The sequence below is a fragment of the Rahnella sp. PAMC25617 genome, from assembly GCF_050606005.1.
GTDB lineage: Bacteria > Pseudomonadota > Gammaproteobacteria > Enterobacterales > Enterobacteriaceae > Rahnella > Rahnella variigena.
Genome location: NZ_JBOCUM010000017.1, coordinates 308266 through 324596 on the forward strand (window position 1 = coordinate 308266; position 16331 = coordinate 324596).

The window sequence follows — 16331 nt, forward strand, 5'->3', positions numbered from 1 at the left end:
TGGGAGTGAGAGATTATGAGCGAAGCATTGATGAATGACACAGCCGCGTTGCCGTTACAGTTTACTGAGGCCGCGGCACGTAAGGTACAGCACCTTATTTCGGATGAAGAAAATCCAAACCTGAAGCTGCGTGTTTATATCACCGGCGGCGGTTGCAGTGGTTTTCAGTACGGCTTTACCTTCGACGATAAAATTAACGACGGCGACATGACCATCGAGAAAGCCGGTGTGGCGCTGGTGGTTGACCCGATGAGCCTGCAATATCTGGTCGGCGGTTCAGTGGATTACACAGAAGGTCTGGAAGGTTCACGTTTCGTTGTGACCAACCCGAATGCTAAGACGACCTGTGGGTGCGGCTCTTCCTTTAGCATCTAATTACCCTTCAAGCTCGAATGACTTAGGGTAAGAATCGTATAAATTAAAAGCCCGTTTGCTGATGCAGACGGGCTTTTTTAATGGTCAGACGCGGGTGTTCAGGTAAGTAAGCATTCACCAAGCGGTTACCATTCAACGGTCACCAGCTTTGAATCCATGCTGATCCCCGGAACGGCGGTGAGCATCATTTCGCTGATATGCGGTTGCATCATTGTCCGGCTGGCGCAGGTGACGGACGTGCCGCTGTGCGCAGCATCAATTTTACAGCTGGGTAAAATGGTCAGGCTGATATGAATCTCGCCACTTGTCATGCCAGCGACAGCAACCAGCGGGCTCAAGGCGAGCAACGCACTGAGTAATAAAGCTTTCATTAAATTTCTTTCCTGCTGGTGTAATAAAAATTCAGCCCAGGCTGAAAAAGTTATCGGTAAATTTTTCGAAGCCTTTAATCCGGATTTCTTATGTTCCGGATGGAAATCACGCTTTTCTCTGACGTTTCTTTTTTACGCACACATCAGACTTTTTATATTTCGTCGTATAACAACGTTGTATAACAAAGAGATAATAACAAAGCGGGGAACGGCATTGCAGCGAAGATTTTACGCCGGACATGTTACCAGATGACAGCACTGAATTATTGATTTTGGTTAATAAAGGAACAATTCAGAAAAGTGCGACAGAGAGGGAAGAGAACCCGTGGCACTTTTTGTTAGTAAGCATTTACCTTTCAGGCAGAGCTGCCAGCTGGGGACACAGCTGTTGTGCTGCCAGCAAAATCCGCGGTCCCGCACGGCTGAACCAGTCCGCATCCAGCGCAATGACCTGCGCTTTAAGCAGCGAATGCCAGTAATCCTCAATAACCTGTTTTTGCGATTTTCCGCCAGAAATAACAATAACCTGTGGCCGATGGGTTAAAACCTGCTCCCGGCTGACCTGCGGCCAGGGAACACGGCTGTCGGCAAAAATGTTTTTTGCTCCGCAGACATCCAGCACTTCGCTTTGCATCGTGGCGGCAGAAGCCGTAAACAGGGGCTGCGTGCCGAACTGGATGAACGCCGGAACCGGTGTTTGCCGGTGATACTTCTGCTTAAGTGCCAGCCATTGCTGGCGAAATGTTTTTGCGGCGTTTTGCGCGGTGGCAGGAGAAGGGCTGTAGGAGGCGAGTTGTTCCAGCGCCTGCGCCACCTGATCCGCATTCTGCGGGTCAAGATAAAGCACTTTGATGCCAAGAGACGTCAGCTGATCCAGCGGACGCTGAGGATTTCCGCCGCGCCAGGCGAGCACCAGATCGGGTTTCAGCGTCAGAATGCGTTCGACGTTGATCCCCTGCCAGTTCGCCACCTGTTCCAGCTTGCTGGCCTGCGGCGGATAATCGGAGTAAGCACTAACTCCGACTAACTGACCACCGAGACCCGCCGCGTACGCCAGTTCTGTCAGATTGGGCGCCAGACTGACCACCCGTTGCGCCGGTGCTGCTGTGGCCATCAGAGGCAGCCACAGGCAGCACAGTGCCAGACAAAACCCGCGAACAATCACTCTTCTGACGCTGCCAGCGCTTTCAGCATCGCATCAACCATCAGGGTAGATTGCTGTGCTGCAACGACCAGGAACTCTTCAAAGCTCAGGTGCGATTCACCGTCTGCCACGTCAGAAATGGCGCGAACGACCACGAACGGCGTTTCAAACAGATGGCACACGTGACCGATAGCCGCCGCTTCCATTTCCACTGCCGCTACCTGCGGGAAGGTGGCGCGGATACGGGCCAGAGGCGCAGCACCATTAATGAATGCGTCACCGCTGCACACCAGACCGCGGACGGCGTTTAAATTCAGTTCACGGATGCAGTTTTCAGCCAGCGTAATCAGTTCCGGATCCGCAGTGAATGCCGCAGGGCAACCGGCCATCTGGCCTGGTTCATAACCAAACGCGGTGACGTCAGCATCGTGATAACGCACTTCATCAGATACCACGATATCGCCCACTTTCAGCGTTTTTGCCAGACCACCCGCGGAACCGGTGTTAATCACCACATCAGGACGGCAATGTTCCAGCAACAGCGTGGTGCCCATCGCCGCAGACACTTTACCGATGCCAGATTTCAGCAGCGCCACGTCTACGCCGTGCAGCTGACCGGTGTAGATTTCGCAGCCCGCGCGTTCGATAGTCTGACGATTGATGATTTTGTCGCGCAGCAGGGTGACTTCCTGCTCCATTGCACCGATGATGCCTACTTTCATATAAATACTCGCAGATGTGGTTGGAATAAGCCGCAGCTTGTGCGGAATTGACGGTTTAATCACGAAAACAATGGCCGATAGTCTATCATGGCTAATGACAAGAGATAATGCGTTTGGGATGCTGTCCTGGTGTCGGTTTGACGCGCGAGTGGCTGAAAAGGTGGGAAATCATGTCCGGGATCGATTTTAAAGCGAAATTCAATTTTCAGCGTCCTTTCAGCGCCCCGATTGAGGCGCGTGATGCGTACGACGTGGTTCGCCAGTTTGAAAGTGATCGCGGGCGTATTATCAACTCCGCCGCCATCCGCCGTTTGCAGCAAAAAACGCAGGTTTTTCCGCTGGAGAAAAACGCCGCCGTCCGCAGTCGTCTGACCCATTCTCTTGAAGTTCAGCAGGTTGGCCGTCATATCGCCAAAGAAGTGCTGCACCGTCTGCGGCGTCAGGGAAAGCTCGAGGCATATGGCCTTGACGATGTCACCGATCCTTTCGAAAGCGTGGTCGAAATGGCCTGCCTGATGCACGATATTGGCAATCCCCCGTTCGGACATTTTGGTGAGTCGGCGATTAATAACTGGTTTGCCAAAAGGATGGATACCGGCAGTTGTGGCGAAACGCCGCAGGAAACGGATTCCTGTCTGGTGGCCTGTTTACGCCTGACGTCCGGGGACGTTGAACTCAATCAGTTGCGCAGCAAAATCCGCTACGATCTGTCTAATTTTGAAGGCAACGCGCAGGCCATCCGGCTGGTATTTACCCTGCTCAAACTCAATCTGACTTACAGCCAGACCGCCTGCATTTTGAAATATACCCGTCCGGCGTATTCAATGACAAAACTGCCTTCGCATGATTACCTGATGAAAAAACCGGGTTTTTATCTGGCAGAAGAGCCTTTCATTAAAGAGTTGCGCAGTGAACTGAGTCTGGGGGAGTTCAATCGTTTTCCGCTCACCTACATTATGGAAGCGGCGGATGATATTTCTTACTGTATTGCGGATCTCGAAGATGCGGTCGAAAAAAACATTTTTAGCGTCGATCAGCTCTATCATTATCTGTGTCGCGAATGGGGCGAGATTGAGAAAAATGACTTCTTCGATAAAGTGGTTCGCACCGCTTACGAGAAAATGGATAAAGCCAAAACGTTCCGTAATCCGGTCGATTACTTCTTTATGGAATTGCGTGTTCAGACTGTTAAACAACTTGTCCCGCACGCTGCACGCCGCTTCATTGATAATATAGAAGATATTTACCAGGGCACGTTTAATCATGCCCTGCTCGAAGATGACAGTCAGGCTAATCGTTTGTTAGAGATTTATAAAAGCGTGGCTTTCAAACAGGTTTTCAATCATCACGAAGTTGAAGAGCTGGAATTGCAGGGCTATCGGGTGATCAGCGGACTACTGGATATTTACAGCCCGCTGCTGGACATGCCGCTTTCGGATTTTTCGCAGCTGGTTCAGGAAGATACACACAGGAAATATCCTATAGAAACCCGTCTGCTGCATAAGATCTCTGCCAAGCATCGTCTGGCTTACAACAATGCCGTGACGGCGCTGGAAGGATTACCGGTCGCAAACCATGCGGCGCAGGAGTTTTATTACCGGGCGAGAATGATTCAGGATTATATCAGCGGAATGACTGACCTTTATGCGTATGATGAATACAGAAGACTCATGGCGGCTGAGTAATTTGTTTTTAAAAAGACAAGTTGAATTCTCTTTAATTTTCTTTACGGAACTGTCTGAAAAAACGCCATTTGTAAATACTGACAATAATTTTTTACCATTGTCAGATCGACCCTGATGAACTTCACGCTATTAATACCATCTCAGTATCACGACTACCAAGCAAAGCGACTATTTTGGTTGCCACAATAATTTTAAGAGATCCTGAAAAATGAAAAAATCGAGTTTATTCCTCAGCGCATTAGCGTTAAGTATCGGTATGGCAATGGCCCCGGTTTCTTCTGCACTGGCTGCTGAAACAGCGTCTTCGTCCGCCAGCTCTACACAGCTGCCAAGCCTGGCGCCGATGCTTGAGAAAGTGATGCCATCCGTGGTGAGTGTTAACGTGGAAGGCAGTGCGCCGGTAAAAACACCGCGCATGGGCCAGCAGTTCCAGCAGTTCTTTGGTCAGAACTCGCCGCTGTGCCAGGACGGTTCTCCGTTCCAGGGCTCACCGGTTTGTCAGGGCGGCGGCCAGGGACCGGATGGTCAGCCAGCACCTGAGCAGAAAGAAGATTTCCGCGCGCTGGGTTCCGGCGTCATCATTGATGCCGATAAAGGTTATGTGGTTACCAACAATCATGTAGTTGATAATGCGACAAAAATCAGCGTTCAGCTGAACGATGGCCGTAAATTCGACGCGAAAGTGATCGGTAAAGATCCGCGTTCAGACATCGCGGTTATCCAGCTGCAAAACGCGAAAAACCTGACAGCCATTAAAATGGCCGATTCCGAGCAACTGCGCGTCGGTGATTACACCGTGGCTATCGGTAACCCGTATGGTCTGGGCGAAACCGTGACTTCCGGTATCGTTTCTGCACTGGGACGTTCCGGCCTGAATATCGAAAACTACGAAAACTTCATCCAGACGGATGCGGCGATCAACCGCGGTAACTCCGGCGGTGCGCTGGTGAACCTGAACGGTGAGCTGATCGGTTTGAATACCGCGATCCTGGCTCCGGACGGCGGCAACATCGGTATCGGTTTTGCGATCCCAAGTAACATGGTGAAAAACCTGTCCAAACAGATGATTGAGTTCGGTCAGGTGAAACGTGGCGAACTGGGCATCATGGGTACCGAGCTAAACTCTGAACTGGCGAAAGCCATGAAAGTCGACGCACAGCGCGGCGCATTCATCAGCCAGGTCATGCCGAAATCTGCGGCAGAGAAAGCGGGCATCAAAGCCGGTGACGTGATCCTGAGCATGAATGGCAAGCCAATCAGCAGCTTCGCTTCGTTCCGTGCTGATATCGGCACCATGCCAATTGGTACAAAAGTCACGCTGGGTCTGCTGCGCGAAGGCAAACCGATGAATGTGGATGTCACCATTGAACAAAGCACGCAGACGCCTAAAGTCGAATCCGGCAACATTTACACCGGCATCGAAGGTGCTGAACTCAGCAACGGTTCAGCAGGTGATCAGAAAGGCGTGAAAGTCGATGAAGTGAAAGCCGGTTCTACCGCAGCACGCATCGGCCTGAAAAAAGGCGACGTGATCCTGGGTGTGAACCAGCAGAAAGTCACCAATCTGGGGGAACTGCGTAAAATTCTCGACACCAAACCAAATGTTCTGGCGCTGGACATTCAGCGTGGTGACACCTCGATTTACCTGCTGGCACAGTAATTCGTCAGCACGGCTCTTGTGTAAGGCACGCTCCGGCGTGCCTTTTTTATGCCCGTATTTTATGCCAATGCTTTGTGTCAGTTGGGCATTTGCTTAAAAATGTGACTTTCGCCGCAACTTCAACAGGTGCTTCTGCTCTTTGGGCATTTGCATAATGTATGGCAGCAACGCGCTGGGTATGCTCTCTGAACAAAAAACAATAAGCCAAGGCAGGGGATCCATGTCGGCGTATCATCTCGATGCAAAGCTGGCGCAACAGATTGTTGCCCGCACCATGCAAATTATTGATAGTAATGTGAATGTCATGGATGGCCGCGGAAGAATAATCGGCAGTGGCGACGATCAGCGTCTTGGTGAATTGCACGAAGGCGCATTGCTGGCAATTTCACAGGAACGTATTGTCGATATTGATGAAGGCGTCGCCAGGCATTTGCACGGTGTGCGTCCGGGGATCAACCTGCCGTTGCGTATTGACGGGCAGATCGTCGGCGTGATCGGCCTGACCGGTAATCCTTCCCAGCTACGGCAATATGGCGAACTGGTGTGTATGACCGCCGAAATGATGCTCGAGCAGGCGCGTTTACTGCACATGCTGGCGCAGGACAGCCGTCTGCGTGAAGAACTGGTGCTCAATCTTATCCGCGTGGACGAGCTGTCTCCGGCGCTGATGGAATGGGCGCAGCGTCTGGGCATTGACCTGAACCGTCCGCGCGTGGCGGCCGTGGTTGAAGTTGACAGCGGACAGCTCGGCGTCGATTCCGCCATGGCTGAGCTGCAACAGCTGCAAACATTGCTCACCACGCCGGAGCGCGACAACCTGATCGCCATTGTTTCCCTCACCGAAATGGTGGTGCTGAAACCGGCTCTGAACAGCTACGATCGCTGGGATGCGGACGGACACCGCCAGCGTATCGATCACCTGCTTTCCCGCATGACGGAAACTGGCCGCCTGCGTGTACGCATATCGCTGGGCAACTTTTTCACCGGTCCCGGCAGCATTGCCCGTTCCTACCGGACCGCGCGCACCACCATGACTGTCGGCAAGCAGAGGATGCCCGAACAGCGCTGTTACTTCTATCAGGATTTGATCCTGCCCGTACTGCTCGACAGTTTGCGCGGTGGCTGGCAGGCCGACGAGCTGGTTCGTCCGCTGGCACGGCTGAAAGCAACGGACGGCAACGGATTACTGCGCCGCACGCTGACATCCTGGTTCCATAATAATGTGCAGCCGACTGCCACCTCCAAAGCGTTATATATCCATCGCAATACGCTGGAATATCGGCTTAACCGTATCTCGGAATTAACCGGTCTGGATCTGGGTAATTTCGACGATCGTTTATTGCTGTATGTCGCGCTGCAATTAGATAACGATCAGTTGTGACAGCCATCACAGCTGTTTCATTTTTTGTGAAACAACTCGCACCGCGCTGGGCATTTGCCTCAGGATAAATGCAAAGCGCGATTCAAGCCTGTTGTATTGCCCAATGAGTAAAAGGAATGTTGTTCATATACTGGCTGCGTTCCTTCCTCTCTGAACCCTACAGTTCTGTGACTGGAATGACTTTTATCTCTGTTTAGAGGCGTTGTCATTAATTCCGGAGAACACCATGGAAACTACCGTTTCAGCAGCCAGTGCCGTCAAAAAAAGAACTAACGCGCGCTACTGGATAGTGGTGATGTTATTTATTGTCACCTCATTTAATTATGGCGACCGTGCCACGTTATCCATTGCCGGTTCGGCGATGGCCAAAGATATCGGGCTGGATTCTGTCGGGATGGGCTATATTTTCTCGGCATTTTCATGGGCCTATGTTATCGGACAAATACCCGGCGGCTGGTTGCTGGATAAATTCGGCTCCAAAAAAGTTTATTTCTACAGTATTTTTATCTGGTCTCTGTTTACCCTGCTGCAGGGCTTCGTCGATATATTCAGCGGCTTTGGCATTGTGGTTTCTCTCTTCGCATTACGCTTCCTGGTCGGGCTGGCAGAAGCACCTTCTTTCCCCGGCAACAGCCGGATCGTCGCCGCCTGGTTCCCGGCTCAGGAACGCGGGACCGCCGTCTCCATTTTTAACTCTGCGCAGTATTTTGCGACCGTGATTTTCGCCCCGATCATGGGCTGGCTGACCCACGAAGTGGGCTGGTCACACGTCTTCTTCTTCATGGGCGGACTCGGGATCATCCTGAGTTTCATCTGGCTGAAAGTGATCCACGATCCGAAAGATCATCCGGGTGTGAATCAGGCGGAACTTGATTACATGGAAGCCGGTGGCGCGCTGATCAATATGGATCAGAAGACCACCAGGAAAGCGGCTGTTAAAGGTGAAAAAGCCTTCCAGCTTAAGCAATTACTGAAATCCCGCATGATGATTGGCATCTACATCGGCCAGTACTGCATCAATGCGCTGACCTACTTCTTCATCACCTGGTTCCCGGTGTATCTGGTACAGGCGCGCGGCATGTCGATCCTCAAAGCGGGCATGGTGGCCTCGGTGCCTGCGATTTGCGGATTCCTCGGCGGCGTACTGGGCGGGATCATTTCTGACTGGCTGATGCGCAGAACCAACAACCTTACGCTGTCCCGCAAAGCGCCGATCGTGGTCGGCATGCTGCTGTCGATGTCGATGATTTTCTGCAACTACGTCGATACCGAATGGATGGTAGTCGGCATTATGGCCTTCGCCTTCTTCGGCAAAGGGCTGGGCGCATTGGGCTGGGCTGTGATGGCCGACACCGCACCGAAAGAGATCAGCGGGCTGAGCGGGGGCTTGTTCAACATGTTCGGTAACGTCTCCGGCATCATCACCCCGATTGCCATCGGCTACATTATTGGCAGCACAGGGTCATTCAACGGTGCGCTGATTTATGTCGGGATCCACGCGTTGCTGGCGGTTGTCAGCTATGTGTTTATCGTCGGAAAAATCGAACGTATTCAGTTACGTGCCTTCTGAGTCAAAGGAAACCATGATGAATACACAATCCTCACCGGTTATCACTGACATGCAGGTTATTCCGGTGGCAGGCCACGACAGTATGCTGATGAATATTGGCGGCGCGCACGGCGCTTACTTCACCCGCAATATCGTGATCCTCAAAGACAGCGCCGGGAATACCGGCGTGGGTGAAGCGCCGGGCGGAGAAGTCATTTACAACACGCTGGTGGAAGCCATTCCTCAGGTGAAAGGCCAGGAAGTGGCGCGCATGAACCGGCTTGTGCATCAGATCCATGTCGGCAATCAGTCGTCGGATTTTGATTCCTTTGGCAAAGGCGCATGGACCTTTGAACTGCGGGTTAACGCGGTCGCCGCGCTGGAAGCCGCGTTGCTGGATCTGATGGGTAAATTCCTCGGCGTGCCGGTGTGTGAACTGCTCGGGCCGGGCAAACAGCGTGATGAAGTGACGGTGCTCGGTTACCTGTTCTACATCGGTGACCGGAACAAAACCGATCTGGCGTATCAGGAAGGCGCGCGAGGCGTTCACGACTGGTATCACCTGCGCCATCAGGAAGCGATGAACAGCGAGGCCGTGGTACGACTGGCGGAAGCCGCGCAGGACCGCTACGGTTTTAAAGATTTCAAACTCAAAGGTGGCGTGCTGCCGGGGGAGCAGGAGATCGACGTGGTGAAAGCGCTGGCAAAACGTTTCCCGGATGCACGAATTACCGTCGACCCGAACGGGGCGTGGCTGCTGGATGAGGCGATCGATCTGTGCAAAGACCTGCACGGGATCCTCAGTTATGCCGAAGATCCGTGCGGCGCAGAGCAGGGTTTTTCAGGCCGTGAAGTGATGGCTGAATTCCGCCGTGCGACAGGCCTGCCCGTTGCGACCAACATGATCGCCACCAACTGGCGCGAGATGCAGCACGCGGTGATGTTGCAGTCGGTGGATATTCCGCTGGCGGATCCGCATTTCTGGACTATGCACGGCGCGGTGCGCGTGGCGCAGCTTTGTGACGAATGGGGCCTGACGTGGGGCTGCCATTCGAATAATCATTTCGATATTTCGCTGGCGATGTTTACCCATGTTGGCGCGGCCGTACCGGGCAAACCGACGGCCATTGATACGCACTGGATCTGGCAGGAAGGCAATCAGCGCCTGACCAAAGAGCCGCTGCAAATTGTGAACGGAAAAATCAAAGTACCTGAAAAGCCGGGACTGGGTGTGGAGATCGACATGGATCAGATCCGTCGCGCGCATGAACTGTATAAAAAACTGCCGTTCGGGGCGCGCAATGATGCCATTGCGATGCAGTACCTGATCCCCGGCTGGACATTCGATCGTAAGCGCCCGGCAATGGGCCGCTGATTACGGAATCTGAATCAATAAGGAGTGAGTATGAGTGCTTCATCTACACCAAAAATTGTTTCCATGCAGGTGATCCCGGTTGCCGGACACGACAGCATGTTGCTCAATCTCAGCGGTGCGCACGCGCCATTTTTCACCCGTAATATTCTGATCCTCAAAGACAGCAGCGGCAATACCGGCGTCGGCGAAGTACCGGGTGGCGAGAAGATCCGCCAGACGCTGGATGATTCCTCACTGCTGGTGATCGGCAAAACGCTGGGCGAATACAAGAACGTGATGACCGCTGTGCGGGAGAAATTCGCCGATCGCGATGCGTCAGGTCGCGGATTACAGACGTTTGATTTGCGTACTACTATCCACGTAGTGACGGCTATTGAAGCCGCTATGCTGGACTTGCTCGGCAAGCACCTTGGCGTGACCGTCGCATCCTTGCTGGGCGACGGACAGCAGCGCGATGAAGTCGAAATGCTCGGTTATCTGTTCTACGTTGGCGACCGCAATAAGACGTCGCTGGGCTACCAGAGCCAGCAGGGTGACAGTTGCGACTGGTACCGTTTGCGCCACGAAGAAGCGCTGACACCGGCGGCGGTGGTACGTCTGGCCGAAGCCGCGTATGAGAAATACGGCTTTAATGATTTCAAACTCAAAGGCGGTGTGCTGGCGGGCAGCGAAGAAGCTGAAGCCGTGACGGCGCTGGCGCAGCGATTCCCGCAGGCGCGCATTACGCTTGATCCCAACGGGGCCTGGTCGCTGAATGAAGCCATTGCGCTGGGTAAACAACTGCGCGGCGTGCTGGCCTATGCGGAAGATCCGTGCGGGGCAGAGCAGGGGTTCTCCGGGCGTGAAGTGATGGCGGAGTTCCGTCAGGCGACCGGTTTGCCGACAGCCACCAATATGATCGCCACGGACTGGCGTCAGATGGGACATACCATTCAGCTGAAATCGGTGGATATTCCGCTGGCGGATCCGCATTTCTGGACCATGCAGGGTTCCGTGCGTGTGGCGCAGATGTGCCACGAATGGGGCCTGACCTGGGGCTCGCACTCCAATAACCACTTTGATATCTCGCTGGCAATGTTCACGCAGGTTGCGGCTGCGGCGCCGGGTAAAATCACGGCTATCGACACGCACTGGATCTGGCAGGAAGGCAATCAGCGCCTGACCAAAGAACCGTTGCAGATCAAAGGCGGTAAAGTACGCGTGCCGGAACAGCCGGGGCTGGGCGTTGAGCTGGATATGGATCAGGTGATGAAAGCGCACGAGCTTTACAAAGGTATGGGTCTCGGCGCGCGCGACGATGCGCAGGGCATGCAGTTCCTGGTGCCTGACTGGAAGTTTGATCCAAAAAGGCCGTGTCTGGTGCGTTAAACTTTATGCACCTGTAAAAAAGCCTCTCATATGAGAGGCTTTTCACGTTCTGACGGGAAATCAGCCCCGTGCGTGCGCCGCTGCCTTTTCAATCAGCTCATCAGACGGGCGTTTGCCGGTGTACAGCACAAACTGCTCGACGGCTTGTAATGCGGCGACTTCCTCACCGGTAATGATTTTTTTACCCTGTTCGCGACCATAGCGGATGAGCGGTGTTCCACCCGGCGCGACGACCACGTCGAAAACGGTGCTGGCGCGGTCGATGACCTGCTTTTCAAACGCCAGAGAATCTGCTTCTGCGGCGCCGGGCATACCGATTGGCGTGACGTTCACCACCATATCCACCGGTAAATCATCCACTTCGGCTTTCCATTCATAGCCATATTCTTCTGCCAGCGCACGACCATTGGCTTCGTTGCGGGCAATGATATAGCCCTTTTTGAATCCGGCATCACGGATGGCCGCGACCACCGCTTTGCCCATACCGCCGCTGCCGCGCAGGGCAAAAACGGCATCGCGTGGTACCTGATAGCTGTCGAGCAATTTGGCGACCGCAATATAGTCGGTGTTGTACGCGCGCAGGAAGCCGTCGTCATTGACGATGGTATTCACGGACTGAATGGCGGTGGCGGAAGGATCCAGTTCATCGAGGAAAGGGATGCAGGCTTCCTTGAACGGCATCGACACGGCACAGCCACGAATGCCCAGTGCGCGGACGCCTTTCACCGCGGCTTCGATATCTTTGGTAGAGAAAGCTTTGTAGACAAAATTCAGGTCTAACGCCTGATAGAGGTAATTATGAAAACGCGTGCCGAAATTTCCCGGACGACCGGAAAGGGACATACACAACTGCGTGTCTTTATTGATTTCCCGACTCATTTCGTTCTCCTTTCAGATATTCTTTATGACCTTGCGGCCTGTCAGAGCACCTTAGCTGAAACGATACGCCCCGACAATAATCCTGTTCCGGGACGGTCAGAGGTGGAAGCTTAATCGTGTGTGATCACGTGAAAACCTTCTTCCGGTTCCGGTGCGACAAAGTGACGGGATATCAGCTCAAACTGCTCATCGGTGACGCTAAACTGATGTGTTCCGGCCTGGTTCCGCGCCCGCAGCCGGGCTTTACACACTTCTTCCGGTACGTTCAGATAATGCAGCTGATGGTCTGCGCCCGATCCCGTGATAAGACTCATCATCCACTGACGGTTCGACACCGTATTAGCCGGAAAATCCAGCACGACCGAGACACCGGCCCTGAGCAGTGAAATCACATGCGGGGCAATGGCTTGTCTGAGTCTGGCCGAGCAGCGGACATAATCCGCCACAGAGTGCATCTCATCCTGATAAAGATGAGCAAGCCACTGGTCTTCATTAAGCACGACGGTGCAAGGCGCGCTGGCCAGATGTTGGGACAGGGTGGATTTTCCCGAGGCTATTTTCCCGCATAGAATATGCAGAACTGCCGGGCGCGGTTGCGTGACATTGCCGGGGCTGGTTGTGGAATTCATTTATATCTCTCCGGTTCAGGCGGTATCTGAGTCATTAAAACATCGCATTAATTTCTGAATATGGCGCGGCATTTTCCAGCATAGGCGTCATTTCGTCGTGTTGCAGGAACCCGCTGACTAACTGCGCGTTGTGCGCCCATAACGTTTGCGGCAACCAGGAACCGGCGCTCAGGCGGCGTACGCCAATGCCTGCAAGCTCGCTGACCGGCGGCAGTCCCGGCCAGACCGCCACATTGAGCAGCAGATCCGTGCTGTCAGCAATGGCGCGTATTTCTTCTGCCTCCGCCAGCCCGATGACAAAAATGCCGTCGGCTCCGGCGTCGCGGTAAGCCTGAGCCCGCGTGATGACCTCCGCTGCTTTTTCGCCAGCAGGCACCAAATTGCGTGCGTAAACGTCGGTGCGCACGTTGATATAAAGATCTACACCGCAGCGGGCGCTGGCGGTTCTGATGGCTTCAATTTTCCGGCACAACACATGCGGATCGCCTGCGCCGTCCTCAATATTGATACCCACCACGCCCGTATCCATAAATCGTGAGACGGTTAGCGCCACCGTCGCCGGAATATCGCTGTAACCGCCTTCGATATCCGCAGACAACGGCACTGAAATCACCCGAGAAATCGATGCCGCGCGTGCGACATATTCCTCAACGGGCAACAAGTTGCCATCTCGATAGCCCAGTGACCAGGCGACGCCCGCGCTGGTGGTGGCAATGGCTGTCGCCCCCAGACTTTCAATCAGGCGCGCGCTGCCTGCGTCCCAGGCATTGGGTAATTTCAGCGGAGTTTGTTGCAGATGCAGTTCACGAAATAAGGTGGCAGATGGCGTTTTCATGGAAGGGTTCCTCAAAAAAGAATCATTCTAATCATGCTTAATTTTCCTGATAATAGCCGGAAATAACATTCATTCATTCGCTGAGAGCAATAATGAACGCGCCGTCCCTGCATCTGGTACAAACCTTTGTCGCGGTGGTTGAACATCATAGTTTTGTCCGTGCCGCCAGCGCGCTGGGCATTACTCCTTCTTCTGTCAGTCGTTTTATTAAAATGCTGGAACAGGAACTGAGCACCACGCTGCTGAACCGCACCACGCGGGCGATGTCGCTGACGGAAACCGGCAAACGCTATTACGCCGAATGCCATCAGGCGCTGTTGCAGCTCAATAATGCTGCCGGAATGGTGCGTGATGAACAGACGCTGCCTTATGGCGTGCTGGTCGTGAGCGCGCCGGTGGCGTTCGGTCATACCCATATCGTGCCTTATCTGAGCGAGTTTCTGGCGACCTGTCCACAGGTGCAGCTGGATCTGCGTCTGACCGATGACTACGTTGATCTGGTGTCAGAAGGCATCATGCTGGCGTTCCGGATTGGTCGCCTGAAGGATTCTTCTCTGATTGCACACAAGATGCTGGATAACCGGCGGATCCTGGTGGCGGCTCCGGCTTATCTGGAAAAACGCGGCACGCCGTTGAGCGCGGAAGATCTCCACGAGCATGAGTGTATTGTCTCTTCCGCCAGTCAGGATGGTGTGCTCTGGCGGCTATTTTTGAATGCTGAAGGATCGAATGCCAGAGAGTCGAATGGAGAAGAGCGAATACTGGCGCCAAAAGGATCGGTCAAAGTGGATAACGCCGATGCCGCGCGTCGGCTGTGTATTGATGGTCAAGGTATCGCGTTTCATTCCGCGGTCACCATGGCGGCGGCGATTGCCGCAGGGGATTTAGTGCAGGTATTGCCACAATGGACAGGGCGGGAAACCGGTGTTTATTGTGTGCGACCCAACCGGCGTACCGGTCCGGCGGCGAAGGCGCTGCTCGACTTTTTGGCCGCGCGCTGGCAGCGTCCATGACTGTCTGGCCACATCCGTTATACTTAACCGATACGCATGAACGGAGGCGGTTATGAATTTGGATCTTTTCGATCACCCGGATTTTCACCCGAACTGGCGTGAAGACTTGTGTCCCGGCGCGGTAGTTTTACGCGGTGCTGCGCTGGAAGACGATGTGGCGTTGCTGGCGGAAATCGATCGTATTGCCGGACTGGTACCTTTTCAGTATCGCGCGACGCCCGGCGGTTATGCGATGTCGGTGGCGATGACCAACTGCGGGGATGTCGGCTGGGTGACAGATAAAGCCGGATACCGTTATCAGGCGACGTCGCCGGAAAGCCATCAGCAATGGCCGCCGATGCCGGAACTGTTTCGCGCTATGGCGGTGAAAGCGGCAGAACAGGCGGGATTCCCGGGATTTGAGCCGGACGCCTGCCTCATCAACCGTTATCAGCCGGGTGCCAAAATGAGCCTGCATCAGGACAAAGACGAGCACGATTTCGGCCAGCCGATTGTTTCTGTCTCGCTGGGTTTACCGGCTGTTTTTCAGTTTGGCGGCATGGAGCGCAGCGATAAAACACAGCGCGTGCAGTTAACGCATGGCGATATTGTGGTGTGGGGCGGCCCGTCGCGGCTGCGTTATCATGGCGTGTTGCCGCTGAAAGCGGGCGAGCATCCGCTGACCGGATCCTACCGATTTAATCTGACGTTCCGAAAAGCGATATAAAGTGAGGGCATCGGGCAGTAAAGCACAGGACTTTATCCTCATTCTGCTTTACACTGCCGCCCTGCAAAAACTGACATGTTGAATAGATAATTACTTAGGCGGTAAGCGATGAACGGCGTAATCACAACCTGGTTTGAAGATAAAGGTTTCGGTTTTATCAAAGATGAAAACGGCGATAACCGTTATTTCCACGTGATTAAAGTTGCAAACCCTGAGCTGATTAAAAAAGATGCTGTAGTCACTTTCGAGCCGACCACCAATAACAAAGGCCTTTCCGCCTTTGCGGTGAAAGTCGAGCCGGAGAGCAAATACATCTTTATTGCCGGTGAGCGCATCAAAATCACCAGCATCAAGTCCTTCCTGGCGTTTAACGAAGAAGTACCGGCAGAGTCGAAGATCGACAAAGAAAACGCCGTGCTGTCCGTGGGCCTGCTGATGAACCGCATCCGCCCGCAGGAAGAAGAGAAGAAAGCAGAAACGCGCACCATGAAAAAGCTGCTGATCACCACCTTCCAGAACAGCACTTATGTGTTTACGGAAGATGAAATTGATGTGGATGCCACCGTCAAAACGCTGAAAGCACTTTAAGATTTTCTGTTCCAAAACCGGTGCGCATTCGCTGCACCGGTTCTGTTTACT

General features: G+C 53.6%; 16 protein-coding genes. 10 read left to right on the forward strand and 6 right to left on the reverse strand.

The genetic code is table 11. From position 1 onward, the window contains the following. Window positions 1-30: 30 nt before the first annotated feature. Entirely contained in the window at window positions 31-375 is a 345-nt protein-coding gene (erpA, locus tag ACM615_RS20570; RefSeq protein ID WP_112287829.1) for an iron-sulfur cluster insertion protein ErpA, read from the forward strand. A gap of 125 nt (window positions 376-500) precedes the next feature. On the opposite strand, the gene ACM615_RS20575 is transcribed toward erpA, so the two are convergent. The 3 genes from ACM615_RS20575 to mtnN form a co-directional block, all read right to left on the reverse strand. Then, complete coding sequence (locus tag ACM615_RS20575) at window positions 501-746, reverse strand: hypothetical protein (RefSeq protein ID WP_132964891.1); 246 nt, start codon at window positions 744-746, stop codon at window positions 501-503. A gap of 349 nt (window positions 747-1095) precedes the next feature. Next, window positions 1096-1860 carry a vitamin B12 ABC transporter substrate-binding protein BtuF gene (btuF, locus tag ACM615_RS20580; RefSeq protein ID WP_431012441.1) on the reverse strand — a complete coding sequence of 255 codons (765 nt, stop codon included), beginning with the start codon at window positions 1858-1860 and terminating at the stop codon, window positions 1096-1098. A gap of 47 nt (window positions 1861-1907) precedes the next feature. Further along, window positions 1908-2612, reverse strand: coding sequence for a 5'-methylthioadenosine/S-adenosylhomocysteine nucleosidase (gene mtnN / locus ACM615_RS20585; protein ID WP_129639757.1), 705 nt, complete (start codon window positions 2610-2612; stop codon window positions 1908-1910). Between the two features lie 170 nt (window positions 2613-2782). Between mtnN and dgt the strand changes: the two genes are divergently transcribed. From dgt to gudD, 6 genes are all read left to right on the forward strand, one after another. Then, window positions 2783-4297 carry a dGTPase gene (gene dgt / locus ACM615_RS20590; RefSeq protein WP_113876395.1) on the forward strand — a complete coding sequence of 505 codons (1515 nt, stop codon included), beginning with the start codon at window positions 2783-2785 and terminating at the stop codon, window positions 4295-4297. A 208-nt stretch (window positions 4298-4505) separates the two neighbouring features. Then, on the forward strand, window positions 4506-5957 hold the full coding sequence (degP, locus tag ACM615_RS20595) for a serine endoprotease DegP (protein ID WP_113876396.1): 1452 nt from the start codon (window positions 4506-4508) through the stop codon (window positions 5955-5957). 220 nt (window positions 5958-6177) lie between these two features. Further along, entirely contained in the window at window positions 6178-7338 is a 1161-nt protein-coding gene (locus tag ACM615_RS20600; protein ID WP_112287823.1) for a CdaR family transcriptional regulator, read from the forward strand. 226 nt (window positions 7339-7564) lie between these two features. Further along, the gene (locus ACM615_RS20605; protein WP_120161111.1) at window positions 7565-8908 is read left to right on the forward strand and encodes an MFS transporter; all 1344 of its coding nucleotides are present in this window, start codon (window positions 7565-7567) and stop codon (window positions 8906-8908) included. Between the two features lie 13 nt (window positions 8909-8921). Further along, complete coding sequence (locus ACM615_RS20610) at window positions 8922-10262, forward strand: enolase C-terminal domain-like protein (RefSeq protein ID WP_431012442.1); 1341 nt, start codon at window positions 8922-8924, stop codon at window positions 10260-10262. Window positions 10263-10292: 30 nt separating this feature from the next. Further along, the gene (gene gudD, locus ACM615_RS20615; protein WP_431012443.1) at window positions 10293-11630 is read left to right on the forward strand and encodes a glucarate dehydratase; all 1338 of its coding nucleotides are present in this window, start codon (window positions 10293-10295) and stop codon (window positions 11628-11630) included. Window positions 11631-11690: 60 nt separating this feature from the next. On the opposite strand, the gene ACM615_RS20620 is transcribed toward gudD, so the two are convergent. The 3 genes from ACM615_RS20620 to ACM615_RS20630 all read right to left on the reverse strand — a co-directional run bounded on the left by ACM615_RS20620 (window position 11691) and on the right by ACM615_RS20630 (window position 13973). Beyond that, complete coding sequence (locus tag ACM615_RS20620; protein ID WP_112287768.1) at window positions 11691-12509, reverse strand: shikimate 5-dehydrogenase; 819 nt, start codon at window positions 12507-12509, stop codon at window positions 11691-11693. 110 nt (window positions 12510-12619) lie between these two features. Next, window positions 12620-13138, reverse strand: coding sequence for an AAA family ATPase (locus ACM615_RS20625; protein WP_431012444.1), 519 nt, complete (start codon window positions 13136-13138; stop codon window positions 12620-12622). 34 nt (window positions 13139-13172) lie between these two features. Further along, the gene (locus ACM615_RS20630; RefSeq protein ID WP_132964901.1) at window positions 13173-13973 is read right to left on the reverse strand and encodes an isocitrate lyase/PEP mutase family protein; all 801 of its coding nucleotides are present in this window, start codon (window positions 13971-13973) and stop codon (window positions 13173-13175) included. A 92-nt stretch (window positions 13974-14065) separates the two neighbouring features. Here ACM615_RS20630 and ACM615_RS20635 point away from each other — a divergent pair, with 92 nt between their 5' ends. The 3 genes from ACM615_RS20635 to ACM615_RS20645 all read left to right on the forward strand — a co-directional run bounded on the left by ACM615_RS20635 (window position 14066) and on the right by ACM615_RS20645 (window position 16280). Continuing rightward, complete coding sequence (locus ACM615_RS20635) at window positions 14066-14986, forward strand: LysR substrate-binding domain-containing protein (RefSeq protein WP_431012445.1); 921 nt, start codon at window positions 14066-14068, stop codon at window positions 14984-14986. A gap of 52 nt (window positions 14987-15038) precedes the next feature. After that, window positions 15039-15692: a DNA oxidative demethylase AlkB gene (alkB, locus tag ACM615_RS20640; RefSeq protein WP_113878122.1), complete on the forward strand. Its 654-nt coding sequence runs from the start codon at window positions 15039-15041 to the stop codon at window positions 15690-15692. 108 nt (window positions 15693-15800) lie between these two features. Next, window positions 15801-16280 (forward strand): cold shock domain-containing protein, encoded by a 480-nt coding sequence (locus ACM615_RS20645; protein ID WP_113878123.1) that lies wholly within the window; start codon window positions 15801-15803, stop codon window positions 16278-16280. The last annotated feature ends 51 nt before the right edge of the window (window positions 16281-16331 follow it).

Coding starts and splice junctions, on each gene's coding strand:
- ACM615_RS20610 (WP_431012442.1), top strand. CDS start 8,922: ATGATGAATACACAATCCTCACCGGTTATCACTGACATGCAGGTTATT.
- ACM615_RS20630 (WP_132964901.1), bottom strand. CDS start 13,973: ATGAAAACGCCATCTGCCACCTTATTTCGTGAACTGCATCTGCAACAA.
- dgt (WP_113876395.1), top strand. CDS start 2,783: ATGTCCGGGATCGATTTTAAAGCGAAATTCAATTTTCAGCGTCCTTTC.
- gudD (WP_431012443.1), top strand. CDS start 10,293: ATGAGTGCTTCATCTACACCAAAAATTGTTTCCATGCAGGTGATCCCG.
- ACM615_RS20635 (WP_431012445.1), top strand. CDS start 14,066: ATGAACGCGCCGTCCCTGCATCTGGTACAAACCTTTGTCGCGGTGGTT.
- ACM615_RS20600 (WP_112287823.1), top strand. CDS start 6,178: ATGTCGGCGTATCATCTCGATGCAAAGCTGGCGCAACAGATTGTTGCC.
- ACM615_RS20625 (WP_431012444.1), bottom strand. CDS start 13,138: ATGAATTCCACAACCAGCCCCGGCAATGTCACGCAACCGCGCCCGGCA.
- ACM615_RS20605 (WP_120161111.1), top strand. CDS start 7,565: ATGGAAACTACCGTTTCAGCAGCCAGTGCCGTCAAAAAAAGAACTAAC.
- btuF (WP_431012441.1), bottom strand. CDS start 1,860: ATGGCCACAGCAGCACCGGCGCAACGGGTGGTCAGTCTGGCGCCCAAT.
- erpA (WP_112287829.1), top strand. CDS start 31: ATGAATGACACAGCCGCGTTGCCGTTACAGTTTACTGAGGCCGCGGCA.
- ACM615_RS20620 (WP_112287768.1), bottom strand. CDS start 12,509: ATGAGTCGGGAAATCAATAAAGACACGCAGTTGTGTATGTCCCTTTCC.
- degP (WP_113876396.1), top strand. CDS start 4,506: ATGAAAAAATCGAGTTTATTCCTCAGCGCATTAGCGTTAAGTATCGGT.
- mtnN (WP_129639757.1), bottom strand. CDS start 2,612: ATGAAAGTAGGCATCATCGGTGCAATGGAGCAGGAAGTCACCCTGCTG.
- ACM615_RS20575 (WP_132964891.1), bottom strand. CDS start 746: ATGAAAGCTTTATTACTCAGTGCGTTGCTCGCCTTGAGCCCGCTGGTT.
- alkB (WP_113878122.1), top strand. CDS start 15,039: ATGAATTTGGATCTTTTCGATCACCCGGATTTTCACCCGAACTGGCGT.
- ACM615_RS20645 (WP_113878123.1), top strand. CDS start 15,801: ATGAACGGCGTAATCACAACCTGGTTTGAAGATAAAGGTTTCGGTTTT.